20 protein-coding genes are annotated in these 24774 nt (G+C 67.0%); 8 read left to right on the top strand and 12 right to left on the bottom strand.

Annotated features, from left to right (window positions below; genetic code table 11):
* Positions 1 to 8 precede the first annotated feature (8 nt).
* From LCL87_RS15785 to LCL87_RS15805, 5 genes are all read right to left on the bottom strand, one after another.
* Positions 9 to 776, bottom strand: coding sequence for an IclR family transcriptional regulator (locus tag LCL87_RS15785; protein WP_225021222.1), 768 nt, complete (start codon positions 774 to 776; stop codon positions 9 to 11).
* Between the two features lie 29 nt (positions 777 to 805).
* A complete protein-coding gene (locus LCL87_RS15790) occupies positions 806 to 1579 on the bottom strand; it encodes an SDR family oxidoreductase (protein ID WP_225021224.1) in 774 nt (257 codons plus the stop codon).
* 160 nt (positions 1580 to 1739) lie between these two features.
* Entirely contained in the window at positions 1740 to 2522 is a 783-nt protein-coding gene (locus LCL87_RS15795) for an SDR family oxidoreductase (RefSeq protein ID WP_225021226.1), read from the bottom strand.
* 28 nt (positions 2523 to 2550) lie between these two features.
* A complete protein-coding gene (locus LCL87_RS15800; protein ID WP_225021228.1) occupies positions 2551 to 3690 on the bottom strand; it encodes a serine hydrolase domain-containing protein in 1140 nt (379 codons plus the stop codon).
* Positions 3691 to 3719: 29 nt separating this feature from the next.
* Positions 3720 to 5087: an NAD(P)-binding domain-containing protein gene (locus tag LCL87_RS15805; RefSeq protein WP_225021230.1), complete on the bottom strand. Its 1368-nt coding sequence runs from the start codon at positions 5085 to 5087 to the stop codon at positions 3720 to 3722.
* 213 nt (positions 5088 to 5300) lie between these two features.
* On the opposite strand from LCL87_RS15805, the gene LCL87_RS15810 reads away from it, so the two are divergent.
* Complete coding sequence (locus LCL87_RS15810) at positions 5301 to 5936, top strand: TetR/AcrR family transcriptional regulator (RefSeq protein WP_225021232.1); 636 nt, start codon at positions 5301 to 5303, stop codon at positions 5934 to 5936.
* A gap of 32 nt (positions 5937 to 5968) precedes the next feature.
* Here LCL87_RS15810 and LCL87_RS15815 read toward each other — a convergent pair whose 3' ends face one another.
* Positions 5969 to 6550 (bottom strand): TetR/AcrR family transcriptional regulator, encoded by a 582-nt coding sequence (locus LCL87_RS15815; RefSeq protein WP_225021234.1) that lies wholly within the window; start codon positions 6548 to 6550, stop codon positions 5969 to 5971.
* 186 nt (positions 6551 to 6736) lie between these two features.
* Here LCL87_RS15815 and LCL87_RS15820 point away from each other — a divergent pair, with 186 nt between their 5' ends.
* The gene (locus LCL87_RS15820) at positions 6737 to 7885 is read left to right on the top strand and encodes a 3-ketosteroid-9-alpha-monooxygenase, oxygenase component (protein ID WP_225021236.1); all 1149 of its coding nucleotides are present in this window, start codon (positions 6737 to 6739) and stop codon (positions 7883 to 7885) included.
* A gap of 75 nt (positions 7886 to 7960) precedes the next feature.
* On the top strand, positions 7961 to 9385 hold the full coding sequence (locus LCL87_RS15825; protein WP_225021238.1) for a DUF1214 domain-containing protein: 1425 nt from the start codon (positions 7961 to 7963) through the stop codon (positions 9383 to 9385).
* Between the two features lie 77 nt (positions 9386 to 9462).
* On the opposite strand, the gene LCL87_RS15830 is transcribed toward LCL87_RS15825, so the two are convergent.
* The 3 genes from LCL87_RS15830 to LCL87_RS15840 form a co-directional block, all read right to left on the bottom strand.
* A complete protein-coding gene (locus LCL87_RS15830) occupies positions 9463 to 11100 on the bottom strand; it encodes a long-chain-fatty-acid--CoA ligase (protein ID WP_225021240.1) in 1638 nt (545 codons plus the stop codon).
* Positions 11101 to 11146: 46 nt separating this feature from the next.
* On the bottom strand, positions 11147 to 12376 hold the full coding sequence (locus LCL87_RS15835) for a cytochrome P450 (RefSeq protein WP_225021242.1): 1230 nt from the start codon (positions 12374 to 12376) through the stop codon (positions 11147 to 11149).
* A 273-nt stretch (positions 12377 to 12649) separates the two neighbouring features.
* Entirely contained in the window at positions 12650 to 13270 is a 621-nt protein-coding gene (locus tag LCL87_RS15840) for a TetR family transcriptional regulator (RefSeq protein ID WP_225021243.1), read from the bottom strand.
* 45 nt (positions 13271 to 13315) lie between these two features.
* Between LCL87_RS15840 and LCL87_RS15845 the strand changes: the two genes are divergently transcribed.
* The 4 genes from LCL87_RS15845 (at position 13316) to LCL87_RS15860 (ending at position 18173) form a co-directional block, all read left to right on the top strand.
* Positions 13316 to 14962: an outer membrane protein assembly factor BamB family protein gene (locus tag LCL87_RS15845; RefSeq protein WP_225021244.1), complete on the top strand. Its 1647-nt coding sequence runs from the start codon at positions 13316 to 13318 to the stop codon at positions 14960 to 14962.
* Between the two features lie 57 nt (positions 14963 to 15019).
* Positions 15020 to 15829 (top strand): SDR family oxidoreductase, encoded by an 810-nt coding sequence (locus LCL87_RS15850; protein WP_225021246.1) that lies wholly within the window; start codon positions 15020 to 15022, stop codon positions 15827 to 15829.
* A gap of 16 nt (positions 15830 to 15845) precedes the next feature.
* Positions 15846 to 17216 (top strand): aldehyde dehydrogenase family protein, encoded by a 1371-nt coding sequence (locus tag LCL87_RS15855; protein WP_225021248.1) that lies wholly within the window; start codon positions 15846 to 15848, stop codon positions 17214 to 17216.
* Positions 17217 to 17366: 150 nt separating this feature from the next.
* The gene (locus tag LCL87_RS15860) at positions 17367 to 18173 is read left to right on the top strand and encodes an IclR family transcriptional regulator domain-containing protein (RefSeq protein WP_225021250.1); all 807 of its coding nucleotides are present in this window, start codon (positions 17367 to 17369) and stop codon (positions 18171 to 18173) included.
* Positions 18174 to 18239: 66 nt separating this feature from the next.
* Here the strand turns inward: LCL87_RS15860 and LCL87_RS15865 are convergent, their stop codons facing one another.
* From LCL87_RS15865 to LCL87_RS15875, 3 genes are all read right to left on the bottom strand, one after another.
* The gene (locus tag LCL87_RS15865) at positions 18240 to 19226 is read right to left on the bottom strand and encodes an alpha/beta hydrolase (RefSeq protein ID WP_225021252.1); all 987 of its coding nucleotides are present in this window, start codon (positions 19224 to 19226) and stop codon (positions 18240 to 18242) included.
* Positions 19227 to 19410: 184 nt separating this feature from the next.
* Positions 19411 to 21552 (bottom strand): 3-hydroxyacyl-CoA dehydrogenase NAD-binding domain-containing protein, encoded by a 2142-nt coding sequence (locus tag LCL87_RS15870; RefSeq protein ID WP_225021254.1) that lies wholly within the window; start codon positions 21550 to 21552, stop codon positions 19411 to 19413.
* A 31-nt stretch (positions 21553 to 21583) separates the two neighbouring features.
* Positions 21584 to 22798, bottom strand: a complete 1215-nt coding sequence (locus LCL87_RS15875) for an acetyl-CoA C-acetyltransferase (RefSeq protein ID WP_225021256.1) — start codon at positions 22796 to 22798, stop codon at positions 21584 to 21586.
* Between the two features lie 246 nt (positions 22799 to 23044).
* On the opposite strand from LCL87_RS15875, the gene LCL87_RS15880 reads away from it, so the two are divergent.
* Entirely contained in the window at positions 23045 to 24760 is a 1716-nt protein-coding gene (locus LCL87_RS15880) for an amidase (RefSeq protein ID WP_225021258.1), read from the top strand.
* Positions 24761 to 24774 lie beyond the last annotated feature (14 nt).

Raw genomic sequence — 24774 nt, forward strand, 5'->3', positions numbered from 1 at the left:
CCCCTCCGTCATGTGGTACGCGAGGCCGCGTCGACCTGGCGCGCGGCCTTCTCGATCGCCGCGGCGGCGCGCTGGACGGCCTCGATCATGCGCCGGTCCGTCGTGACCCGGTCGACCGGACCGCAGATCGAGATCGCCGCCGGCTTGGGGATCCCCTTCGACACGGGCGCGCCGACACAGCCCAGCGACGGCGACAACGTGCCGCGGTCGTAGGTCACGCCCTCGGAGACCGCGCGGTCGAGTTCCTCCCGGAGCGCCCGACGACCGCCGACGACGCCTGCGTCGAGATGATCGAACACCGGACCGTCGAGTGCCTCGGGCGGAAGCTGCGTCAGCAGCGCCTTGCCGACAGCGGAGCGGTGCGCCGGGTAGCGTCCGCCGATCCGGGACGGAACGTTGGCCCCGAACGCGCCCGACAGCTTCTCCCAGTAGACGCCGTCGGCACCGTCCAGGAACGCGAGGTGGACGACGGCGCCGGTCGTCCGGTGCAGTTCCTGCATGATCGGCAGCGAGACGCGGTGGAACCAGTGATTACGGACCGCCCGCGAACCCAGCTCGAACAGCCGGATCCCCAGCTCGTAGCGGGACCCGACGCGGTTGAGCCACCGCATCGACACCATCTTCTCGAGCAGACGGTGCGCCGACGAGCTGGGGATTCCGGTGAGCCGGGTGGTCTCGCTCAGTGTCAGGTAACCGTTGTCGTCGAGTGCCTCGAGCACCAGTTCGATCCGGTCGAGCATCGACGTGGCCGGAGCCTGTTCACGGTCATCTGACACGGCCGCGTCCTCTCTGCTAGGGCAGCAGGTCAGACACCGAATCCACCTGACACCGAGACTTGCTGCCCCGAAATATAGTTGGCCTGCTCCGAGGCCAGGAAGACGGCTGCCGAACCGATGTCGGCGGGCTTGCCCCAGCGCTTCAACGGAACCAGCTTGTGCACCTCCCTGGTCCACTCCTCGTCGAACACGCCCTGCGCCTGGAGTTCGAGGAACATCCCGGCCTCGATCACGCCGACCAGCACCGAGTTGGCCCGGATGTTGTGGACCCCCTCCTCCTTGGCGATTCCCCGGACCAGCGCCTCGTTGGCGGCCTTCGGGATCACCGACAGTCCGTCCAACTGCGGGAACCAGTGGTCGCCGGCCGAGCCCAGGTGCACGATCGAACCGCCACCGTGCTCCCGGAAGTGCGGCAGCACGGCGTGGACGGCCGAGTACATCCCGAGGGTCTCGATCTCGACGGACCGGCGGTACTGCGCCGGGGTGGTCTCGGCGACGGTGATCTGCTCGACGACCGGACCAGCGCCCCACACGAGCGTGTGGATGCGGCCGTACTCGGCGACGACGGCGTCGAGGACCCCGGCGACAGCCGACTCGTCTCGCACGTCGACCTGATGCGCGCTCGCCTTCACGCCGAGAGCACGAAGTTCGGCGACCGTCTCCTCCGCGACGTCGCGCTTGGAGTTGTAGCAGACGGCGACGGCAGTGCCGGCCTCCGCGAACTGACGGGCGACACCGCGCCCGATGCCGCCACTGCCGCCGAAGATCAGGGCCGCGCCTTCGGGAAAAGTCAACGCCAGCATGGCGATTCTCCGTTCTCCTGAGGTTCCACGCCCGCCGAGGGGCGGACGCGGCGCAGCGCGGGACGGATGTGTCCCGCGCCACACCGGGAGAACCTAACGACGGAACGGGAGTCGGCCCAGAACCTTTCCCGCCTCACGAGAAAGCGCAGCTCACCACCGGTCAGCCCGCGAGCCTGCCGACATTCGGGAAGTTCGACACCTCCCACCCACCGTCGACGACCAGACTGGTGCCGGTGACATAGTTCGCGTCCTCACTCGCCAGGTAGAGGCACGGGCCCGCCACCTGCTCGGGAACAGCCGCCACCCCGAGCGGGATCCGCTCGAGGAACATCTCCCGGGCCGGCGCGTACCCCATCACGGGAGCCACCAGCGGGGTATCGACGAGACCGGGCAATACCGCGTTGACACGGATCCCGTCGGGCGCCAGCTCGAGTGCGGCGTTCTTGCTGAACATCTCCACCCCGGCCTTGCCGGTGGCGTACGGGCTTCCACCCACCATCGGCATCCGCGCGTTGATCGAGGCGACGTTCACGATGGCGCCGCCCCGGCCACCGGCGCGCATGTGCCGGGCCTCGTGCTTGGTGCACAGGAACACACCCTTCTGCACCAGATCGACTGTGAAGTCCCAATCCTTCTCGTCGAGTTCGACGATCGGACCCACCCGTGAAGCCCCTGCCACGTTGAAGGCCAGGTCGAGCGAGCCGTATTGCTCCACACCGGCGCCCAGCGCCGCTTCGATCTCGGCTTCGTTCGTGACGTCCGCCCGGTGAGCGGCAAAGGCGGTGCCGAGTTCGCCCGCCATCGACGCGAGCGTCCCTCCGTCCACATCGATGCCCACCACGTTCGCGCCCTCGGCCACGAGGCGGCGGGCGATCGCCGCGCCGATGCCGGACGCGGCACCGGTGACGGCGGCTGTCTTGCCGGAGAACCTGGATTCACTCATGTTGCGCTGTACCTCTCCTCGAAATTCATTACGCAATAGCCCCGAAGGTGGCGCGCAGGTAGGCATCCGCACGTGCCGAACCGATGATTTCGGGCGCCATCTTGTTCATCGCATAGGCGAAGGTCACGCGACGGTCGAGATCGTTGACGACGAACGACCCACCGACGCCGGTCCACCAGCAGACCCGCCCCGCGGGAACCGCGGGGGCGGTCAGCGGGTGCGGCAGTCCGTACCCGATGCCGAACCGCAACGGCGCCATGAGGGCCAGGTCCAGCCCACTCGACTGCTGCCGGAAGATGGCGTCGATCGTCTTGCCCAACAACCAGTTCCGACCGTCGAGTACACCCGAGTTCGACACGATCGATTGCAGCCGGGCAATCGATCGCGCGTTGCCGTGGCCGTTGACGGCGCCGATCTCGGCCTGTCGCCACGCCGCGTCCGACGTACGGGTGTAGTCGAGCAGCGGCGAGGTCAACGTCTTGATCATGACGCTGTCCGGGTCGAGCGCCGACATGTCGAACTCGGCGGGCGGCGGCGGCACGATCGGAGCGATCCGGCCGAAGTGCGCCTGGTCGGTTCCGATGTGGAAGTCCGCGCCGAGCGGTCCGGCGAGCTCCTCGGCGAAGAATCGGCCCAGCGTGCGCCCGTCGACGCGACGGATGACCTCGCCGATCAGGTGGCCGTAATTGATCGCGTGGTAACCCGACGCGGTGCCCGGCTCCCACCACGGCGCCTGCCCGGCCAACCGGGCCGCGGCGGACTCGTGGTCGTAGATGTCCGCGAGTTCGATCGGCCGTTCCCACCCCGACACTCCCGAGGTATGGGCGAGCAGGTGCCGAATCTCGATGCCGGCCTTGCCGTTCGCGGCGAACTCCGGCCAGTAGTGCGCCACCTTCTCGTCGAGGTCCAGCATCCCTCGGTCGACCAGGAGCAGCGCACTGAGCGCCGTCATCGTCTTGGTGATGGAGAAGACGTTGACGAGAGTGTCCTGCTCCCACACCGTGGTGCGTTCGGTGTCGGTGTGGCCGCCCCAGATGTCGACGACCGGCTCACCGTCGACGGTCACACAGATGGAGGCGCCCAGCTCCTCGCCGGCAGCGAGCATGCGTTCGAGCTCGCGGCGGACCGGCTCGAAATCGTCCCGGCACGTTCCCTGCGTGGCGGGCATCGATGTCATGGTCATCGTCGACCTCGCTCTCAGGCGTTCTGCAGCGCGCGAGCGGGTACCGGAAGTTGGTTGCCTGCAACGTCGGCACGCTTGCGGCCCGCCTCGATCTCCTTCGTGATCTCACGCACGTAGCGGTCGAAGTCGAGCTGGATGGTGTGGCGCGGGGAGTTGTAGAACGGTCCGAGGTTGTAGGCCTCGTCGGCGGCGATGGTGCCGTGCATCTCGGCGTGCGACGGCAATCGGTACGCACCCGTGAGGTAGGCCGCGACGAGCTTGCTCTGCTGTTCGGCGAAGTTCACGAGGGTAGGCATCGTCTGCGCCAGACCCATGAAGAACAGGTTGTCGATACCCGGCTTGACCATCCGCTTGAACAGGGGGAGGCGATGCTCGCGGTCCGGCAACAGGTTCGAATCGGCGAAGAACGGGAAGCTGATGTTGTATCCGGTGGCGCAGACGATCACGTCCACGTCCTCGACGCTGCCGTCGGCGAACCGAACCTGCTTGCCCTCGAGGGCCTTGATCGCCGGTTTGAACGCAATGTCGCCCGAACCGGCACGTCCGAGGAACTCACCACTGCAGCTCGGGTGCGCCTCGAACGGACGGTGGTCCGGCCGCGGCAGCCCGTAGCCCTCCATCGGTCCGAGCGTCTTGTTCAGGAAGCGCCGACTGAGCGCCATGCGCAGCTTGCGCGGCATCCACGCGGGGGCGATCTCCTTGTCGCCGGCCTTGCCGTTGACGTACTTGGGCATCACCCAGACACCACGGCGAGCCGACACGGTGAGCTTGTTCGCCAGATAGCGCTGGGACAGCTCCGAAGCGATGTCGAGACCGGAGTTGCCCATACCGACGACGACGACGTTCTTTCCCCGCATGTCGATCGGATCGAAGGGATCGTTGTAGGCGTGGCTGTGCATGAGCACGCCGTCGAACTCGCCGGGGTATTCGGGGAGACGGGGGTCCCAGTGGTGCCCGTTGGCGACCACGAGTGCGTCATAGGTGCGCCGCTCCCCCGTGCTCAGCGTGACATCCCACAGGCCCGCCGCGGTGCGTTCGGCCGCCACCACCTTGGTGTTGAAGGTGATCTTCTCGCGCAGACCGAAATGGTCCACGTAGTCCTTGAAGTACTGGAACAGCAGCGAGTGATGCGGAAAGTCGGGCCACTCCGCGGGGACCGGGAAGTCCTCGAACGCCAGGCGCCACTTCGACGTGTCGATGTGCAGGCTCTGGTAGCAGGCGGACATCCCGTTGGGGTTCTTGTAGTACCAGTTGCCGCCGACCTCGTCCGATGCCTCGAAGCAGTCGAACGGGATGCGGTGGTCCTGCAGTCGTTTCGCAACGGTGATCCCGGAGGGGCCCGCACCGATGATGCAGGTCATGGGCAGCTTGGACGAGCTCATGGCGCTCTCTTTCTGTGCACTGGGTGTTGGCCACGGGGACTGTCGTCGCGACAACCCACGGCCCGATCGGCCCTGGTTGCACTGCGGACACAGGGAGAACCGATCTGTGATTCGCGGCACAGCGTATGCATTCACTGACACTGTGTCAATCAACTGACACAGTGACAGCGAATGTCGATTTTCTGCACGTAGAATGCGGTCGGTGAGGAGATCATGAGCGTGAGAGCAAGCCGGCCGGTCCGACGCGGAACGCTGCGGGAGGAGCAGAAGCGAGCAACTCGCGCCAAGCTCGTGGCCGCCGCCCGCAACCAGTTCGAGTCCCGCGGCTACGCGGCTGTGACGGTCGACGAGATCGCGAGCGAAGTCGGCTGCAGTCGGGCGACCTTCTACGTCCACTTCCCCGGCAAACTGGAGATTCTGGAGGCGATCAGCGCCGAGGCGACCAGCGTCATGTCGTACTACGAGGATCTCGACCGCGTACTCGAGACGCGCTCTCGCGCCGAGTTCACACAGTGGCTCGCACGGGTCTTCGAATGGTTCCAGGAGAACCGCCGCATGCTGCCGGCATATGACGAGGCGGTCGCACTCGAACCCGAGTTGCGCACCCTCGCACGCAGAGAACTCTCAGCGCTCCCCAACGCCATGACGCAATACCTCGGACAGTGGCCGGAGGAGGATCGGGACGAAGCTCGCCTGCGCATCGAACTGCTTCTGGCACAGCTGGAGCGGTTCTTCACCCGATGGGCGGTACAGGGCACGATCGACGTGTCCTCGGAGCGTGCCACGGCCGTCCTCACCGACATTTGGTTCCCGGCACTCACCGAACCGGGACGCAACGTCGCGGGGTGAGCAGGCCCGGCCGGAGAACGACCACCGGCGCCTCAGCGGCTGCCGTGGCCGTTCTCTCCCTTGATGATTGCCGCTAGCAGATCCGCGATCCGCGCCTCGTAGAACTCTCGCTCGTCATCCGGGATCTCCGACGACTGCAGGATCCCCGTTCCGAACAACGACCATCCGGAGATCGCGGCGAGCACGGTCATCTGCCGAACCCGATCGTCGACGGTGACGGGAGACGGCCGCGTGATCGCCTCGAAGGCGTCCATATCCTCGTTCGGAATGAGGTCCGAACGGCCGTGCAGATTCAGCCACGCCACGATCCGCACGTACTCGGGGTCGGCAACTCCCACCATGAACAACTCGCGCACGGCCTCCGGCAGCGAGTCGACGCCCTCGACGATCGCCGCCGACTTCTCGTGGCTCCGCGCGAGCACCGCCCGGACGACGTCGTCCTTGTTGCCGACATGCTTGTGGATCAGCCCGAGGTTCACACCGGCGTCGGCCGCGAGCTCACGCATGCTGAAGGACAATCCCTTTGCGGCCAGCAGCCTGCGCGCCGCCATTCGCACGGCCCTGCGCACTTCGTCTCTGCCCCAGGCCTTGTCGGCCGTCTCGACTTCACTCACCCCTTGACAGTAGACGGTCGTCTACTGTGAAATCAACCACAACGAGGCGCCGATCCCGCGCCCGGACGGTCACCGACCGCAGATCTGCCCGGATGGCTCGAACCTGTTCGCACACAGCCGACTCCCCATTTCCGGGTATCCGATACCCGGACACCCCGCGGACGCGACCCGCAGCACGGAGGAAAGATGAACGACCACGACACACCGATCCGCGAGATCACGGCCCAGGCGCCGCCGACACGGTTCGCGCGCGGATGGCATTGCCTCGGCCTCGAATCTTCATTTCGAGATGGAAATCCGCACCAGATCAACGCATTCGGCAGGAAGCTCGTAGTATTCGCCGGACAGGACCAGCGCATCAACGTGCTCGACGCGTACTGCCGGCACATGGGCGGTGACCTCTCGCAGGGAACCGTCAAGGGGAACGAGATCGCCTGCCCGTTCCACGATTGGCGATGGGGTGGCGACGGCCGCTGCAAGAACATCCCGTACGCCCGCCGTGTCCCACCGATCGCGCGCACCGCAACGTGGCCGACGATGGTGCAGGACGGACTGCTGTTCGTCTGGAACGATCCCGAGGGAAACCCGCCGCCCGCGGACGTGACGATTCCGCGCATCGCCGGCTATGGAGACCCCGAATACACCGATTGGATCTGGTACTCGACGACGATCGAGGGAGTGAACTGCCGCGAGGTCATCGACAACGTCGTCGACATGGCGCACTTCTACTACATTCATCTCGCCTTCCCGACGTACTTCAAGACGATCTTCGAGGGCCACACCGCCACACAGTTCATGACCGGTGTCGGACGCGAGGACGTCGCTCCCCGCAAACCCGTTCCGGGAGTTCCGGTCTCCCGTGGAAACACCTCCACAGCGGCGTATCACGGGCCGTCCTTCATGATCGACGACCTCGTGTACCACTACGACGAGGCCGACCTGCCGATCGTGCTGATCAACTGTCACTATCCGATCGACGCCAACTCGTTCGAACTGCAGTACGGCGTCATCGTCAAGAAGTTCCCGGGCCGAGAGGACTCCGAGTCCGCGGCGCTGGCCCGGAAGATCGGGGACTTCGTCCGCCTCGGGTTCGAGCAGGACGTCGTGATCTGGAAGAACAAGGCCCGCATCGACAACCCGCTCCTGTGCGAGGAGGACGGTCCGGTGTACCAGCTGCGACGCTGGTACGAACAGTTCTACGTCGATGCCGTGGACGTCCAGCCGGAGATGACCAACCGATTCGAGTTCGAGATCGACACCACGGCTCCGAACGTCAAGTGGCGGGCGGAAGTACAGGAGAACATCGCGCGGCGCGACGCGCTCGTCAGCGAATAGCGTCGCCACTCCGACACACGTCAGTTCGACCTCGCGTCAACCTCACCCGGAGGGTGAGCAACCCCAGGAGAGCCCATGTCCATACGTAGACGATTCCTGACCGCCGGACTGATGGCCACTGCCGTCACCGTCCTCCTACCCGCGATGTCGGGGGCCGGTCCACTGAGTTCCTCACCGTTCGGCAGCCTTTCGACGGGAAGCCTGTCCGGGGGCAGTTCCGGCGGCGAATGCGCCTTCGCCCCTGGCGGCGCACTCGATTCCCGCGCCCAGTTGGACTTCGAGAAGACGGTTGCGGCGGTGGCCGCGCATCCGCTGGTGCGAGCCGCCAAGTCCGACGTCGCGTCGATGTATCGGGCCGATCGGCAGGGCACCACCCGCGCTGGACAGGTGACCCTGGACGAGGCCGTCGACTCGATCGCCCTGGCCGCAACGCAAACAGTGGTCACCGACGATCCGACCGATCCCCGGTTCTCGTGGATGGTGACGGCTCCGCACTGCTGGCACGGAGTCGAAGTGAACCGTTCGGGCTACGGAATCGACAACCCCGACAACGTGTATCGGCACACAGCCGTCGACGGTCAGTCGTCGTTCGTCATCCACGGTCGCATGCCGGAACGACGCCCCGCTCAGCTGTCTTTCGTCCTCTACGGCGAGCTTCCCGGAACCGGAGCGGTGACGAAGGAGGGCGCCCCGGTGTCGGGGTCGCTCACGTCCGACCGGATGCAGATCGAGCCCGACGGATCGTTCACGATCACCGTCGGCCCGGAACCGGCCGACGGACGCCCGAACCACATTCGCACCACGGCGTCGGCCCGACTCCTGATCGCGCGGGATTCACTGAACAACTGGGCCGAGGAGCAGCCGTCGCATCTGGAGATCGAGCGCACGGCCGGCCCCGCAGCGCAGGCCCCTCGCACTCCCGAGCAGCTGGCAACACAAACCGCAGATCTCCTCCGCACGATCGGTCGGTACTGGCTCGACTGGGACAACACATACATCTACTCCAAGGCGGCCAACGACGTTCAGACTCCCGCAGTCCGCGGTTCGGGCTTCGGATTCGCGACCAGCGGACATTTCGCGCTCGGTCCGAATCAGGCGCTCGTCGTGACGCTCGATCCGGTCGGGGCACGCTACCTCGGGTTCCAGCTGACCGACCCTTGGGGCGTCGCGCGTGAGTACGTCGATCGGGCGGGCAGCCTCAACCAGGCTCAGACCCGACCCAACGCGGACGGCACCATCACCTACGTCATCTCCACCGAGGATCCAGGAACCTGGAACTGGTTGGACACGAACGGGATCGACGGAGGAATGTACGCGATCCGTTGGCAGTCCGCGCCCGCAGACGTCGATGTGTCACGAACTGTGCGGTCCGCCCGTCTGGTCGACATCGCCGACCTCGATTCGGCGCTCCCCGCGGCCACCACCCGGGTCACGCCGGCCCAGCGAGCAGAACAACTCGAAGAACGGGCTGCCCACTACACGCAGCGACTCCTCGGCTGACGTTCGCGACCTCACCCCGACATCTGGCCGTGCACGCCGCATCCGGTGTGCACGGCCAGGCATCCCGCCGGCTCGGGTCAGACCACCCCGAGGGTGCCCGGTCTGAAGGACTGTTCGTAGGCCTCCGCGCTCGACGTCGTCAGCAACGCCAATCCGTCGGACCGTGTCGGCCGCCACCAGACCGGGTCCTCGGTCTGCCAGCGCGTGGCCCGCAACTCCCGGCGAAGCACCTTGGTGGTCGCCGTGGTCGGGATCCGGTCGCAGATGCGGACGAAGCTCGGCAGCCACTTGGGCGAGAAGTCGTCCATGCCCCGCAGGAAGGCGTCGAAACCGTCGGCGTCGAACACCACCCCCGGCCGCAGCTGCAGCGCCACCATCACCCGATCGCCGACGATGTTGTCGGGAACGGGGTACGCCCCCACGAGGGCGACATCCGGATGGCGACCGATCGCGTCCTCGATCTGGGTGGAAGCGATGTTCTCGCCGTCGACCCGGATCCAGTTGTCGTCGCGTCCCGCGAACCAGAAGAATCCTCGGGCGTCCCGGTAGGCCAGGTCACCGGTCCACAGAATGCCGTGCCGCACGCGACGCTCCGATGCCTCCGGGTTGTTCCAGTACCCCTCGAAGGTCGCGGCTCCCTCTGTGTTCACCAGTTCGCCGATCGCCGCATTCGAGTTCGACAGCGCGCCGTCGGTGGCGATCTCCGCTCGCGGGCATTCCGCCAGCGTCTCCGGATCGAGAATCTTGATCCCATTCGATGCGGGCAACCCGAGGCTGCCCGCGGGCGTGTCGGGTGTCCGCACGAAGCTGATGCCGCCCTCGGTGGAACCGTATCCGTCGACGACGGTGCAGTCGTACCGAACTGCGAACTCCTCGACATCGCCGGGCGCCGCCTCGTTGCCCATCACCATGCGAAGGGTCGTCGAGCGATCATCGGGGGAGGGCGGCGCCGTGAGGAGATAGGCCAGCGGCTTTCCGACATAGTTGAAGTGCGTCACTCCGAACTTGCGGACGGTTGGAACGAACTGCGAGACGGAGAACTTGGCGATCACCGTGGCCGCACCGACCGAGAGCGCCGGCAGCCAGCCCTGCACGATGGCCGCAGTGTGGAACCACGGCATGCTCACCAGGCTCACCGTCTCCCGGGAGTGACCGAAGTACGACGCGACGGCCCTCGCAGTGCCGACCAGCCGGCCGTGCGAGCAGACGCACGCCTTCGGCGCACTGGTCGACCCCGAGGTGAAGATGAGCATCGCCGTGTCACCGGGTTCCACGTCGACCCGTGGCGGTTCCAGACCGGAGTAGGGCGCTAGATCCTGCTCGTGCAGAGTGTCGTCGACGTTGAGGACCCGACCGTCGTATCGCACTCCGTCGAGCGCCCGGAGCTCATCGACATACCTGTCCTCGGTGATCACGAACTGACAGTCGCTGTGCTCGACGTCCCGGACCAGATCGTTTCCCCGCCGAGTTCCGTTGAGCCCGACGAATGTTGCGCCGGCCAGCGCGCAGGCGCCGATCCAGAGCGGAAAGTCGATGCGGTTGTCGAGCAGCACGCCGACGTGGAACGGCCCCGACCTCCGATGCTCGAGGAGGTACGCGGCACGCGCGGCGCTCAGTTCCACGAACTCTCGGTACGTCCACGCCCGGTCGCCCTCGTACAGGGCGACGCCGTCGTCCTCTGCACGACGACGCAGAAGTTCTGCAATGGTGCTCAAGAGTGTCCTTCTTCTCTACCCGACAGCATTCGTGACGCCGCGGCGATCACCAGGTGACCGGCATGGAGAACAGCCCGTTGATGCCCGACCATCGCTTGAACGGCAGATCCGCGGGATCGGCGTCCAGCCGCAGGGTCGGCACCCGTCGAGTGAGCGTTTCGAAGATCACCTGCAGCTCGAGACGGGCCAGCCCCTGCCCGATGCACTGGTGGACCCCGTATCCGAAGGCGAAGTGGTCACGAGCCTTCCGGTGGATGTCCAGCCGATCGGCGCCCGGGAAGTGTGCATCGTCGCGGTTGGCGGCCAGGTTCAGCGGAATGATCGAGTCGCCGGCCTTGATCGTGACGCCACCGATCTCGATGTCCTCGGTCGCGACCCGCAGGATCACGAGGTGGACGACGGTCAGGTACCGCAGCAGTTCCTCGACGGCGTTTCGGATCAGCGCCGGATTGCCGCGCATCTCGTCCCACTGGTCACGGTGTTCGAGCAGGGCGTAGGTGCCGAGAGCAGTCATGTTCGTCGTGGTGTCGTGACCGGCGATGATGAGCAGGAACCCCGAGTTCTCCACGTCCATCATCGAGATTTCGCCGCGACGGACGGCTCCGACGAGCTGTCCCATGATGTCGTCACCCGGATCGTCCTGTGCTGCTCGCTCTTCCGCGATCTTGCGGATGTATCCCCGCAGTTCGCCCATCGCCTGCATCGAGATCTCGAGCGCGTCGGGGTTGGTGGGATCGGTCGCGGCCAGTGCACGATCCGCCGCCGAGTTGAAGAAGGCCCGATCTTCAGCCCGGACGCCCAGCAGCCAGCTCAGGACGGTGGCCGGCACGGGCAGGGCGAGGGCTTCGACGAAGTCGGCCTTGCCATCGGGACTCGCGAGCATCGCGTCGATCGTCTCGTCCACGAGTTCCTGGATCGCCGGACGCATCTTGTTGATCGCGCTGAGGGTGAAGTTCTTGGACAGCAGATTCCGGAAGATGGTGTGCTGCGGTGCATCCATGCGGAGGAACAGACGCTGGTCCTCGGGTTCGGGATCGGCGCCGAAGCGCGGGAATCCGGGATGCTGCGAGTCGCTGCTCACCCGCGGGTCGGACAGGATCGCTCGAACGTCGTCGTAGCGGGTGATCAGCCAGGCCTTGCCGCCACCGAACGTCGTGACCTCGGCGATCGGCTCGTTGGCGCGCAGCCAATCGTAAGCCGCCGGGGGGTCGATCGGGGGTCGCGCCCAGGGGAACGGGGTGTCGATGTCGTCCGGGCGGAGAGCTGTGCTGTCCATGTTCGGTCCTTTGCGTAGATGTCGCGGAGCAGAAGGCAGAAGCTGATGGGGCTCGTTCGAGCCAGTGAGAGGGAGCGGAAGTCCGGATTCGGAGACTCGCTCGACCTCGTCGAGTCAACAGGAAAGCCACGGTTACGAAACCCGCAGTCCCACTGAGTGGTACGAGCTGAGACGTATGCAAACTGTTGCTGTGAAAGGCTTTTCATGAACGCAACTCAAACAGCCGACGCGGTAATCCGCGCCGGCTCGGCCGTTCCGTGAGAGTTCCGGACTCTAGATGTCGACGGGTGCAGTGAGAACAGCGCTCGCCATGGCGATCACGTTCTGCTGGAAGTCGGAGATCGAGTTGGGTGTGCGCCGCCTGTTGGCGACGTCCCGAGCGCGGGTCGCCAGCGCCGCAGAAATGAGAATCAGCGATCCCCTGATCCGGTCCTCCACCAGATTGTCGGGCACGTGCGCCATCCCCGCCCTCATGAGATCGAGTGTCCTTGCGAGACTGGGATACTCGACCACAGCCTCCATCTGGTCGGGGTTCAGTTCGAACATGGTCTGCCCGAGGATTCGCAGGTACCTCCGGCCCCCCTCGCTGCGCAGAAGTTCGACCAGGGGAACCACCGCAAGGGTGACGGCATCGACGGGCGTGGCCGGACCCGACCCCGGCCATTCCTCGAACATCCTTGCGCGCCGCTGCTCCAGCTCCGCGAGGTACTTCTCCCGAATCGCCTGGAGCACACCCTCGCGGGAACCGAAGTGGTAGCGCAGCGCGGAAGGGTTCCGCTGACCGGCGCCTTGGACGATGTCCCCGATCAACGTGGCCTCCACTCCCCTGGTCGCGAAGAGCTCCTCGGCAACTTCGAGGAGCTTCTGCTTGGTCGAGGGGGTTCCCTGGCTCATGGCCGTAGTGTACCTTCCGTTTACTACTAATAAGGAGCATTAATCATGATCTCCATCACGAACCGACGGATCGGTCATCTCCTGTTCACCACCGCAACCGTCGCGGCGACGGTTATCGTCGGCAATGCCGGCGCGTACGCCCAGACAGGCAGTCTCGGCAGCGGGAGTCTCGGATCGGGCAGTCTCGATTTCGGAAGCCTGGACGGAGGTGATGCCTTGCCGTACGCGAACACCGGCTGGGTCACGCTCCACGGCGACTCCGCCAATCGCAAGCAGCAGCTGGGCGTCACGCCGTCCGCCGAGTACACGCGGTGGACGGCACTCGAAGGTGCCTCCATCCTCACCCTTCCGGTACTGCTGCCGAACGGCAACGTCGCGGTGACCACCGGAAAGGCCGAGGGCCATGCCAATCTCCACGTTCTCGACCGGATGGGCAACACCGTCTGGGAGTCGCCCCGATGGAACGGAAAGGACGGCGTCGACTCCGCCGCCATCATTTCCTCGCCGATCGTCGACGTGGACGGCAACATCTACATCGGTGACGGCGATCAGTTCTGGTCGTACACGAGCGACGGGGATCTGCGGTGGGTGATCGACCTGCCGGCCGCACCGACCCCTAACCCGTTCGCCGACGGGTCGCGCGCGATCAACCCGTTCGTCACCGCCGCGTTCACCAAGGACGGCGCGGTGCTGGGCACGACGGCCTTCGGGCAGGTCGTGGTCGCCGACCGCGCGACGGGCGAACTGCGCGCCCCGATCCTGCAGCTGCCGGGCACGTTGTCGAAGCGCCACACCAAGACCCCCATGACCCCGGCCTCCTGGTCCAACGGAATCATCGATCCGGCGATCAAGGACCCGATCTTCCAGATCATCATGGGCGGCATCGTGCAGAGCGCCAACACCCCCGCCGTCGATCCGGAGACCGGACGGGTCTTCGTGGCGGCAACCGACACGCAGGAGGACAAGGGTGCTCTCTACGCCCTGGACGTGACGCCCCCGCGGGGCGGCAAACTCGGTTCCGTCTCGATTGCGTTCGCGGCCCAGATGGGTCCGGGCAGCGGGTCGAGCCCGGTCCTGTCCCCGGATTTGCAGACGGTCTACACGTGTGACGACGAGGGCCTGCTCTACGCGTTCGACAGCCGGACCGGCGCGCTGAAGTGGAACGCCCAGTCGAATGCCGCCGCGGCCGCCGTCGCGGTGGGCGCCGACGGCACGATCTACACCCTCACCAATCCCGGTGTCGCCTCCGCCTTCGGCGCAGACGGCGACAAGCTCTGGGACGCAGACCTGTCCGCGGTCACCAACGCCGCGCTGCCGGTCAATCCCGTCTACGGTGCGCCCATCGTCCGCGGCAACGGAAACCCGACCGTGGTGAACGGTGCCATCCTGATCGAGGTCTACTTCGGCTACGACGTCCCGATCCAGGGCCACCCGGTGTCCGTTCCGGTGAAGTCGGCGATCGTGGAACTCGACCCCGCCACCGGTGTCGCGCGACGCACCATCGCCTTCGCCACCGACACCACCGAGGGACTGCTCGGCGTCACGCCCGACGGTCGCATGTTCTCGACGCTCGGCTCGATGACGTCGACCGCCATCGAACCTCTCGCGCCGATGGTGAACGCGAACCTGCCCGAGGGGCTCGAGGTCATACGCCCGCAGGGCGGTCTGGACGGTTTCCTGCCGGTCCAGTGACACGAGACAACTTTCGTCTCAACTGTTTTCGTCTCGTTCCGAGGAGTCTCTTCTTCCATGCCTGATTTCACCGCCAAGCGCGTCGTCGTCACCGGTTGCTCGTCCGGTGTCGGCGCCGCCGCTGTCACCAAGCTCGACGCCCAGGGCGCCACCGTCATCGGCGTCGACCGCGTCGCGAGCACCGACCCCGCCATCGCCCAGATGGTGGTCGGCGACCTGTCCACCCACGACGGCGTCCGCGCAGTCGCCGACCAGATCACCGGCCCCATCGACGCCCTCATCAACAACGCCGGCGTCGCCGCCACACTCCCCTGGCGGACCGTGCTCTCGATCAACGCCCTCGCTCCGCGCGACCTCACTCGCGCCCTCATGCCGAAGTTCGGATCCGAGGCCGCGGTCGTCACCACCGCCTCCCAGGCCGGATTCATGTGGCAACAGAATTTCGCGCGTCTGAACGCCTTTCTCGCCATCGACGACTGGAATGTCGCACTCGACTCCCTCGCCGACTTCCCCGACATCGACACCGCCTGCTACAACCTCTCCAAGGAGGCCGCGATCATCGGCGCGGGAAACCTCGCCGTCGACGCCAAGCACATCGGCCTGCGCTCCAACAGCGTGTCCCCCGGCACCATCGAGACGCCGCTGCTGCCCGACTTCACCACCACCATGGGCGCCGAGAACATCGAGGGAGCCGCAATCTGGGCCGGACGACACGCCCGCGCCGACGAGATCGCCGACGCCCTGCTCTTCGTCGCGTCCTCCGAGGCGTCGTGGATCAACGGCGCCGACATCCCGATCGACGGCGGGCTGAGTTCCATGGTCTTCCGCAACTACATCGCGCCGGCCATGGCCGCGGCCGCGCAGTAGGAAGGGACAGCAAATCATGACCGGCACAAACGAACTCATCTCGATCAACCCCGCGTCCCTCGAAGAAGTCGGACGCACCCCGATCACCACACCCGACGAACTCGACTCCCGAATCGAGGGCGCACACACCGCCTTCGCCACGTGGCGCACCGATCGCACCTACCGCCAGGGTCTGCTCGCCGCCTGCTCGTACGAGCTGATGCGCAAGACCTCGGAGATCGTCCCGCTGCTCAGCATGGAGCAGGGCAAGACCGCCGAGGACGCGGGCGGTGAGGTGTGGATCTCGGCAAAGTGTCTCGCGCACAACGCCCGCGTCGAATGGGACGACGTCACCGCCGCCCCCGAAGCCGCCGGACGCGCCGCTCGCATCGAACACCGCCCGCTCGGCGTCGTCGCCGCCATCGTGCCGTGGAACTTCCCGATCTTCCTGATGATCGCCAAGATCGCGCCCGCACTGGCCGCCGGGAACACCGTCATCGTCAAGCCCGCCGAATCGGTCTCACTGGTCGTCGGCAAAGTCGTCGAAATCCTCCAGTCGATTCTCCCGCCCGGTGTCCTCGACATCGTCCACGGCGGCCCCGACGTCGGACGTGCACTGGTCGAGCACCGCCGCATCCGCAAGGTCTCCTTCACCGGGTCCACCGGCGTCGGACGCCAGATCATGCGCCAGGCCGCCGACACCGTCACCCCGGTCACCCTCGAACTCGGCGGCAACGATCCCGCCGTCCTTCTCGATGATGCGGACATCGATTACGCTGCAGCGTTTCTCGCCAAGAGCGCGTTCTTCAACTCGGGCCAGATGTGCATCGCACCCAAGCGCGCCTACGTCCCGGCCGACAAGGTCGATCGCTTCTGCGACGTTTTCGCCGCCGCGATGGACACGCTGCCCGTCGGCTACGGACTTGCACCCGGCACCAAGATCGGCCCCCTGCACAACAAGGCCCAACTCGACTTCGTCCAGGGCCTGCTCGACAAGGCCGTCGCCGGCGGCGGCACCGTCGTCAAGGGCGGCGGACGCGGCACCGACCTGCCGGGCTACTTCCTCGAGCCCACCCTCGTCCGCGACGTCGACGACACCGCGGACATCGTCGCGCTCGAACAGTTCGGGCCGGTGTTCCCGGTGGTCGCCTACACCGACGTCGAGGATGTGCTCGCCACTCTCGACGAGCAGGACTTCGGCCTGGGAGCCTCCGTCTGGGGCAGCGTCGAGAACGCGGAGAAGATCGCCGACCGGATCGACGCCGGATCCGTGTGGATCAACCAGCACAACGCACTCGAGGTCGAACTCCCCTTCGGCGGAGTCAAATCCAGCGGCTTCGGCCGCGAGGGCGGCACCGCCGGCGTCCACGACTTCCTCGACACCCGCGTCGTCAGCGTCAAACACTGAGTTGCCGGTGTCGCCCCCGCGCGGCGTTCTCCACACAACGCTGCGCGGGGACGACACCATCGACTCCCCACGGAACACCAGGAAGATGCGAACTCATTCAGTGCTGCGTCCCGCCGATGGTGGTCGGGCCAGAGCCGGCACCCGCTGACGATGCCGACCTATCAGGCAGGCGATCCGCCGAAGGGCATCGTTGCGCGCGCAACCTTGATCATCGACTCGTTCGATTCCCCGTACGAGGTTCTCGGCCTCCACGACGTAGCCGAGCGCACCGGGCTGTCGAGCTCGTCGGCCCACCGACTCGTCACACAACTGGTCGACTCACGCTGGATCGCGCGACTTCGGTACGGCTATCGCCTCGGTCCGCGAGCCCTCTCCTTCGTCGCCACCCCGTACGCGAGTCAGCTGGAATTGCGATCGGCGTCCGCACGCCCGCTTCATTCGCTGTTTCTCCGCACCGGGACAGTTGTCCGTCTCTCAGTCCTCGACGGGTTGGACGAACTGGTACTCGACCAGTTCAGCGGCCGCTACGCGCCGCTACCGAGGACGAACATCGGCGATCGGAACTGCCCGTGCGCCAGCATCTCCGGTCGCACGCTGCTGTCGGTGCTGTCCCCTGATTCGCTCGCTCACCTGCTGAACAGCCGACGTCGCAAATGCGCGAACTGCGGGCCGGCACACGCGAGAATCGAGACTGATCTCGCGTTCATTCGCAGGAACAGTGGGATGTTCGTGGATCGTGGACATCGCCCGCACGACGCACCCGTTGCCGCTGCAGTCGTCGACGTCACCGGGCTGCCCGTAGCTGCTGTCTCGCTCGGTGGGAGAACCGGAACGAGCAGCGCCCGATACCTTGCGCTCGTCTCCGAGGCCGTCGACACGATTGCGCGGCATCTGGGTTCACCGGTCAACCGCTACACGCGTGCCGACGGACACCGCGGCGGCCTGAGGCAACACTGATACCCACCGACTTAGGCCCCGAACGGAATTACTCCGTTCGGGGCCTGCTCGTCCGTGGATCTTGCGTCAGTCCCGGGTCGACGCCCCGCCCAGGTCCGCGAGGAATTCGATGAAGACCTTGTTGACCTCGGCCGGATTCTCCATCGCGAGCAGATGCCCGCCGCCGGACACCGTGCGGACCGCGCGAACGTCGGCGTGGTGCTCCTTCAGCTTGTCGATCGGGTCGTCGCCGTGCCAGTTCATCAGGTCGACGTCCGACGCACTGCACAGGAAGTAGAAGGGCGCGCGGGTGATGTTGTCGGCACGCGACTTCCGGTAGGTCCAGTTCATGTCCGCGGCGAGGTACCAGTTGATTCCACCGCCGAAACCGCTGCGCGAGTATTCCGAGACGTAGGTCTCCAACTCCCATTCCGACAGCCACGACCACGGCAGGGCCGGTGGCTGCGGCAACGCCTGCCGGTATGTGGTGCCCGGCGGATGCTGCCACACCTGCGTGAAATCGCCGTCGCCGGAGAGGATGTGGAAGATCTTCATCAGGATCTCGCGGGGATGCCCGTCGAGATCGACGCGGGCCCCGTCCGGGTCGTCGAGGTAGTGCGACATGTGGTTGAAGTGGGCGCGACCCCGCTCGCGCTCGATCTCGCTGGGGAGTCGGTCGTACGACGCGTAGAACGGATTCTGCAGTCCGATCACGCCCCGTACCCGCTCCGGGCGTTCGATCGCGATGTCGTAGGCGATGAACTGGCCGTAGTCCAGCCCGGAGAACACGGCGCTGTCTTGCCCGAGATGGTCGAGCAGGCCGCAGATGTCCGCGACGACGTTGTCGACGCGGTAGTCCTCGAGCCGGCCGGGAACGTCGGTCTGCCCCATACCGCGCAGGTCCGGCGCCACCACCTGGTAGCCCGCGTCGGCCAGCACACCTATCTGGTGACGCCAGCTGAACCACGTGTGTGGGAACCCGTGGAGGAGCACGACCAGTGGGCCTTCCCCCTCTGTCACGTAGTGCATGTCGAGCCCGTTGATCCGCGCGCGGTGGTGCGTCCAGTTCGCCAAGATGCCCTCGCTCTCCTGTGGTCTGCGTCACCTGGAAATCTATGCCGCGCGAACGCGTTCCGCCTCCGGTCCTCCCGCTGTGTGGGCCCCGATCTGCGTGCGCGGTACGAAATTCGGATGTCCCGAACGCACGACACCCCCGCCCGGTGAGCCGGACGGGGGTGTCGTGGGTGGAGCTGGGTTTCTAGCCCTTCAGCGAAGCGGGCGGGGTGAACCGCTCGCCGTACTTGGCGGCGAGTTCCTCGGCACGAGCAACGAATCCGGCCTTGCCGCCCGGGTAGCCGGCGACGAACTGGCTGACGCCACCGGTCCACGCCGGGTAGCCGATACCCATGATCGAGCCGATGTTGGCGTCGGCGGTGGACGTGATGACGCCCTCGTCGAAGCACTTCTGGGTCTCGATGGCCTCGATGAACAGCATGCGGTCGATCAGGTCCTGGATCGGCGGGGTGACCGAGCCGGACTTGAAGTGGTCGCGCAGGCCCTGCCACAGGCCGGTGCGCTTGCCCTCCGCGTAGTCGTAGAAGCCGGCACCGCCGAGGCGGCCCTTGCGGTCGTTGCCCTCGACGAGGTAGTTGATCACGTCGCCGGCCGGGTCGGCCGGGAGTTCCTTGCCTTCGGCCAGCGCGGCGGCCTTCGACTCGGCACGGATCTTCTGCATGAGCGTCAGGTTCAGCTCGTCCGAAAGCTGCAGCGGCGCCGCGGGGTAGCCGGCCTGCATGCCCGCCTGCTCGATGGTGGCCGGCTCGATGCCCTCGGCGACCATGCCGATGGCCTCGTTGACGAACGTGCCGATCACGCGAGAGGTGAAGAAGCCGCGCGAGTCGTTGACGACGATCGGGGTCTTGCGGATCGCCTGCACGAAGTCGAAGACGCGGGCGAGGGTCTCGTCGGAGGTCTTCGCGCCGCGGATGATCTCCACGAGCGGCATCTTGTCGACCGGCGAGAAGAAGTGGATGCCGATGAAGTCCTCGGCCCGCTTGACGCCGGTCGCGAGGTCGGTGATCGGCAGCGTCGAGGTGTTGGAGCCGAGCAGCGCGTCGGGCTCGACGATGTCCTCGATCTCCTGGAAAACCTTCTTCTTCAGGTCGGGCGACTCGAACACGGCCTCGACGACGAAGTCGACGCCGGCGAAGTCTGCCGGATCCGCGGTCGGGGTGATCAGCGACAGCAGCGCCTTCGACTTCTCCTCGGTGGTCTTGCCCCGCGAGAGCGCCTTGGCCTCGAGCTTCTCGGCGTACGCCTTGCCCTTCTCCGCGGCCTCGCTCGTGACGTCCTTGAGCACCACCGGGATTCCGGCCTTGGCGCACACGTAGGCGATGCCCGCGCCCATCATGCCGGCGCCGAGGACACCGACCTTCTTGATCTCACGCTTGGGGATGTCCTTGGGACGCGAGGCGCCGGAGCCGATGGCCTGCATGTCGAAGAAGAACGCCTGGATCATGTTCTTCGCGACGCGGCCGGTGACCAGCTTCGTGAAGTAGCGCGACTCGATGAGCAGCGCGTTGTCGACGTCGACCTGGCTGCCCTCGACCGCGGCGGCCATGATCGCGCGCGGGGCCTCCATCGGGGCACCCTTGAGCTGCTTGCGCAGGTTCGCCGGGAAGGCCGGCAGGTTCGCGGCGAACGCCGGGGTGGCGGGGGTGCCGCCGGGGATCTTGTAGCCCTTGACATCCCACGGCTGCACGCCGGACTCGGGGTTGGCCTTGATCCACGCCTTCGCGGCGGGGACCAGCTCCTCGACGGACGAGACCACGTCGTCGATCAGGCCGACCTCCTTGGCCTGCTGCGGTCCGCGCTGCTGGCCCTGGAGCAGGAACTGGGTGAGGGCGGTCATGATGCCGAACATGCGGACGGTGCGGACGATGCCGCCGCCACCCGGGAGCAGACCGAGCGTGGACTCGGGCAGACCGATCTTGACGCCCTTGACGTCGGCCGCGATGCGGTGGTGCGTCGCGAGCGCGATCTCCAGGCCACCGCCGAGCGCGGCGCCGTTGATGCACGTGACGACGGGCTTGCCAAGCGTCTCGAGGCGACGCAGATCGGCCTTGAGGGTCAGCGAGTGCCCGAAGATCTGCTCGGCGTCCTCGGGACCGACCTTGATCAGGTTCTTGAGGTCGCCACCGGCGAAGAACGTCTTCTTGCCCGACGTCAGCACGACACCGGCGATGGAGTCCTTCTCCGCGTACAGCCGGTCGACGGTCTCCCGCATCGACGAGATGTAGCGGTCGTTCATGGTGTTCGCGCCCTGGTTCGGGTCGTCGATGGTCAGCACGACGATGCCGTCGGCGTCCTGCTCCCAGTTGATGATGTTCTGATCGCTCACTGTTTCGTCTCTCCTGGTTGATTCGTGAGCGTCAGACGCGCTCGATGATGGTGGCCACGCCCATGCCGCCGCCGATGCACAGCGTGACGAGGGCCCGCTTGGCGCCGCGGCGCTCGAGCTCGTCGACCATGGTTCCGGTGATCATGGCGCCGGTCGCGCCGAGCGGGTGACCCATCGCGATGGCGCCACCGTTGACGTTGAGCTTCTCGTCCGGGATGTTCAGGTCCTTCTGGAACTTCAGCACGACGGACGCGAACGCCTCGTTGATCTCGAACAGGTCGATGTCGTCGATCGTCAGGCCGGCCTGCGCGAGCACCTTCTTGGTGGCCGGCGTCGGGCCGGTCAGCATGATCGTCGAATCGGCGCCCGAGGTGGCGGTCGCGACGACGCGGGCGCGCGGGGTCAGGCCCATCGCCTTGCCGGCGTCCTCGCTGCCGACGAGCAGCAGCGCGGCGCCGTCGACGATGCCGGAGCTGTTGCCGCCGTGGTGGACGTGGGTGATCTTCTCGACCCAGTGGTACTTCTGCAGCGCGACGGCGTCGAAGCCGCCCATCTCGCCGACCATCGCGAACGCCGGCGCCAGGCCCGCCAGGCTCTCGGCCGTGGTGCCGGGGCGCATGTGCTCGTCGTTGTCGAGGATGGTGATGCCGTTGATGTCCTTCACCGGGACGACGGACTTGGCGAAGTAGCCGCCGGCCCAGGCCTTGGCGGCGAGGTCCTGCGAGCGCACCGCGTACGCGTCGACGTCGTCGCGGGTGAAGCCCTCCATCGACGCGATCAGGTCGGCGCCGATGCCCTGCGGCACCACGTAGTTGTCGTAGTTGGTGGCCGGGTCGTTGACCCACGGGCCGCCGTCGGAGCCCATCTTCACGCGCGACATCGACTCGACGCCACCGGCGATGACCATCTCGTCCCAGCCCGACCGCACCTTCTGCGCGGCCATGTTGACGGCCTCGAGACCCGATGCGCAGAAGCGGTTGATCTGTACGCCGCCGACGGTGTCGGGCAGGCCGGCGTCGGTGGCCGCGATGCGTGCGATGTCCATGCCCTGGTCGCCGAGCGGGCTCACGACACCGAGGATCAGGTCGGAGATGCGGTCCTCGTCGAGGTCCGGGAAGCGGACGCGCAGCTCGTCGATCAGGCCGGTGACCAGCGAGATCGGCTTGACCGAATGCAACGAGCCGCTCTGCTTGCCCCGACCACGCGGGGTCCGGATGGCTTCATAGATGAATGCCTCTGTGGTCACGGTGTTCCTTCCTGTTCACGTCTGCGTGCCGCGCGGCAACCTGCCCATACGCGGCACAGACCTCGGCTGCCCCACCTTAGAACGTGTTCCAGTTAGCGGGAAGGACCGAAGCGATCCCGGTCTGTGACCGAGGCGATCACCGGAATCGTCCGGTGCGCCCGCAATGCCCGGCAGCGGGCCGCGTGGGCGGATACCCTCGGCTGGCCGGTCCCAGCCCGACCACGACCGGTTCGAGGGAGGACGAGCATGGCGACGGACAGCGACGCTGCACGAACCGGCGTGACCCGCCGCCGATTCCTCGGGGCGGCCGCGCTCGGGGCGGGCGCCGCGACGGTGGGCACAGCGACGGTGGGTGTGCGCCCCGCCGCCGCGACGGGCCGACGGTCCGCGCCCGCGCGGGCCCTCCCCTCCCCCTCGTCGATCACCGTGACCGACCCGGCGCTGCTGAGCGCCGTCGAGGCGGCCAGCCTGTTGCAGTCCGGGCGCCTGAGCCCCCGGGAACTGCTCGACGCCTGCCTGACCCGCAGCGCCGCGTTCGACGGCGACATCGGCAGCTGGGTCCGCATCTACCCGGAGATGGCGTACGCGGCCGCCGACGCCGCGGCGCAGCGCCTGTCCGGCAGGGGCCGCGCCACCGACGGCGACGCTCCGCTGCTGTGCGGTATCCCGTTGGCGCTCAAGGACCTGTTCGCGGTGTCCGGCCTGCCGCTGACCGCGTCCAGCCGGGTCCTCGAGGGCAACATCGCGGCCGGCGACTCCACGGTGTGGCGGCGACTGCGCGACTCCGGGGCGGTACTGCTCGGGCACGCGCACACCGACGAGTTCGCGATCGGCGTCGCCACCGAGCAGGTCGGCAACCCGTGGAACACCAAGTTCTCGCCGGGCGGGTCCTCCGGCGGCAGCGCGGCCGTCGTCGCCGCGCGCTTCGCGCCACTGGCCACCGGAACCGACACGGGCGGGTCACTTCGCCTGCCGGCCAGCGCCTGTGGCATCACCTCGATCAAGCCGACGTTCGGCCGCTGCAGCACGTACGGGGTGATCCCGCTGACGTGGACGCGCGATCATGCCGGCCCGATGGGCCGCAGCATCGCCGACGCGGCACTGTTGCTGGGGCACATGGCCGGACCCGACGTGCACGATCCCACCACCACCGTCGGGCCGGACGTGCCCGCCGACGGCTATCCACTGGCAGCCAAGGGCGGGTCGACCCCGTTGGCGGGCAGGCGCTTCGGCATCCACCGGCGCGCCGTGGACGAGATCCCCTCACCCCTCGGGGCGATGTTCGCGACGTTCGTCGACGTGGTGCAGCGTCTCGGCGGCACCGTCGTCGACGTCTCGATGCCGATACTGCCACCGGACCTGGTCGTGGGCGACCGGGTCGAGATGGGCACCTACCACCGGCAGTTCGCCGACCGCCTCGGCTCCTACCGCCCCGAGAACGCCGTGTCGGTCGGCACCGCGATCGCCGCGGTCGCGATCCCCGCCATCGACTACCTGACCGCCGAACGGAACCGTCTGCGCTTCCAGCACGAGTACAACCGCATGTTCGCCGACAACGACCTCGACGCCGTGCTGGTCCCCGGCTCGAAGGTGGACGGCGCCAAGCGGATCGAGATCGCGGGCATCAGCGTGTTCGCCGGGGTGACCGGCAACGTGGGCTGGGCCAATTCCACCGGCGCGCCCGTGGTGTGCACCCCGGCGGGTCGGTCCCCGGTGACCGGGCTGCCGTTCGGCGTGCAGATCGGTGGACGCCCGTGGGACGAGGCGACGCTCGTCGAGATCGCCCTCGAGATCCAGGCGGCCCGGCCGGACTGGCTCGCGGTACCGGACGTCGCGCCCGCGCCGCGCGCCATCCCGGAGTCGAAGGTCGCCGCTCCCGGTCCCGGACCGGATCCCACGAACACGGCCGAGGTCGGGTTCGGGCACCGGTTCGTCCCGACCCTCTCGACCGCGCCGCTCTGAGCCCGCCCCGGGGT

The sequence above is a fragment of the Prescottella equi genome (assembly GCF_020171745.1).
In the GTDB taxonomy this organism is placed as follows: domain Bacteria; phylum Actinomycetota; class Actinomycetes; order Mycobacteriales; family Mycobacteriaceae; genus Prescottella; species Prescottella equi_A.

Bases quoted from the DNA above. Each gene is read 5' to 3' on its own strand.
- LCL87_RS15790 (WP_225021224.1), bottom strand. From the start codon at position 1,579: ATGCTGGCGTTGACTTTTCCCGAAGGCGCGGCCCTGATCTTCGGCGGC.
- LCL87_RS15795 (WP_225021226.1), bottom strand. From the start codon at position 2,522: ATGAGTGAATCCAGGTTCTCCGGCAAGACAGCCGCCGTCACCGGTGCC.
- LCL87_RS15800 (WP_225021228.1), bottom strand. From the start codon at position 3,690: ATGCCCGCCACGCAGGGAACGTGCCGGGACGATTTCGAGCCGGTCCGC.
- LCL87_RS15805 (WP_225021230.1), bottom strand. From the start codon at position 5,087: ATGAGCTCGTCCAAGCTGCCCATGACCTGCATCATCGGTGCGGGCCCC.
- LCL87_RS15810 (WP_225021232.1), top strand. From the start codon at position 5,301: ATGAGCGTGAGAGCAAGCCGGCCGGTCCGACGCGGAACGCTGCGGGAG.
- LCL87_RS15820 (WP_225021236.1), top strand. From the start codon at position 6,737: ATGAACGACCACGACACACCGATCCGCGAGATCACGGCCCAGGCGCCG.
- LCL87_RS15825 (WP_225021238.1), top strand. From the start codon at position 7,961: ATGTCCATACGTAGACGATTCCTGACCGCCGGACTGATGGCCACTGCC.
- LCL87_RS15835 (WP_225021242.1), bottom strand. From the start codon at position 12,376: ATGGACAGCACAGCTCTCCGCCCGGACGACATCGACACCCCGTTCCCC.
- LCL87_RS15840 (WP_225021243.1), bottom strand. From the start codon at position 13,270: ATGAGCCAGGGAACCCCCTCGACCAAGCAGAAGCTCCTCGAAGTTGCC.
- LCL87_RS15845 (WP_225021244.1), top strand. From the start codon at position 13,316: ATGATCTCCATCACGAACCGACGGATCGGTCATCTCCTGTTCACCACC.
- LCL87_RS15850 (WP_225021246.1), top strand. From the start codon at position 15,020: ATGCCTGATTTCACCGCCAAGCGCGTCGTCGTCACCGGTTGCTCGTCC.
- LCL87_RS15855 (WP_225021248.1), top strand. From the start codon at position 15,846: ATGACCGGCACAAACGAACTCATCTCGATCAACCCCGCGTCCCTCGAA.
- LCL87_RS15860 (WP_225021250.1), top strand. From the start codon at position 17,367: ATGCCGACCTATCAGGCAGGCGATCCGCCGAAGGGCATCGTTGCGCGC.
- LCL87_RS15880 (WP_225021258.1), top strand. From the start codon at position 23,045: ATGGCGACGGACAGCGACGCTGCACGAACCGGCGTGACCCGCCGCCGA.